The sequence below is a fragment of the Paenibacillus sp. 01L418 genome, from assembly GCF_056400045.1.
Genome location: NZ_JBFTSN010000867.1, coordinates 1 through 594, shown reverse-complemented (window position 1 = coordinate 594; position 594 = coordinate 1). Strand labels below are relative to the sequence as shown.

Below are 594 nucleotides of genomic sequence, written 5' to 3'. Positions count from 1 at the left end.
CGGCAGTGTGACGACATCGAAGCTGGCGTATGWAAGCATAGGTTCGGAGCAACTAGCAGATGGCAGTGTGACAACATCGAAGCTATCGTATGGAAGCATTGGTTTAGAACAACTAATGGATAGAAGTGTGACATCAGCGAAACTTGCGTATGGAAGCGTTGGTTCAGAACAACTGACGGATAGAAGTGTGACATCAGCGAAGCTTACGTATGGAAGCGTGAACAACTAATGGATAGAAGTGTGACATCAGCGAAACTTGCGTATGGAAGCAGGCAGCGTAGGTCCGAATCAGCTGATGGACGGAAGTGTGACATCAACGAAGCTGGCATTTGGCAGTGTAAATTCGGAACAGCTGACGGACGGCAGTGTGACGACATCGAAGCTGGCGTATGAAAGCATAGGTTCGGAGCAACTAGCAGATGGCAGTGTGACAACATGGCATTTGGCAGTGTAAATTCGGAACAGCTGACGGACGGCAGTGTGACGACATCGAAGCTGGCGTATGAAAGCATAGGTTCGGAGCAACTAGCAGATGGCAGTGTGACAACATCGAAGCTATCGTATGGAAGCATTGGTTTAGAACAACTAATGGAT

2 protein-coding genes are annotated in these 594 nt (G+C 48.4%); both read left to right on the top strand.

What is annotated here, in order from left to right:
* A partial coding sequence (locus AC1DSE_RS36195) for a hypothetical protein (protein WP_477529239.1) occupies positions 1 to 229 on the top strand: 229 nt, incomplete at its 5' end.
* A gap of 33 nt (positions 230 to 262) precedes the next feature.
* On the top strand, positions 263 to 454 hold the full coding sequence (locus tag AC1DSE_RS36190) for a hypothetical protein (RefSeq protein WP_477529238.1): 192 nt from the start codon (positions 263 to 265) through the stop codon (positions 452 to 454).
* Positions 455 to 594: the final 140 nt, after the last annotated feature.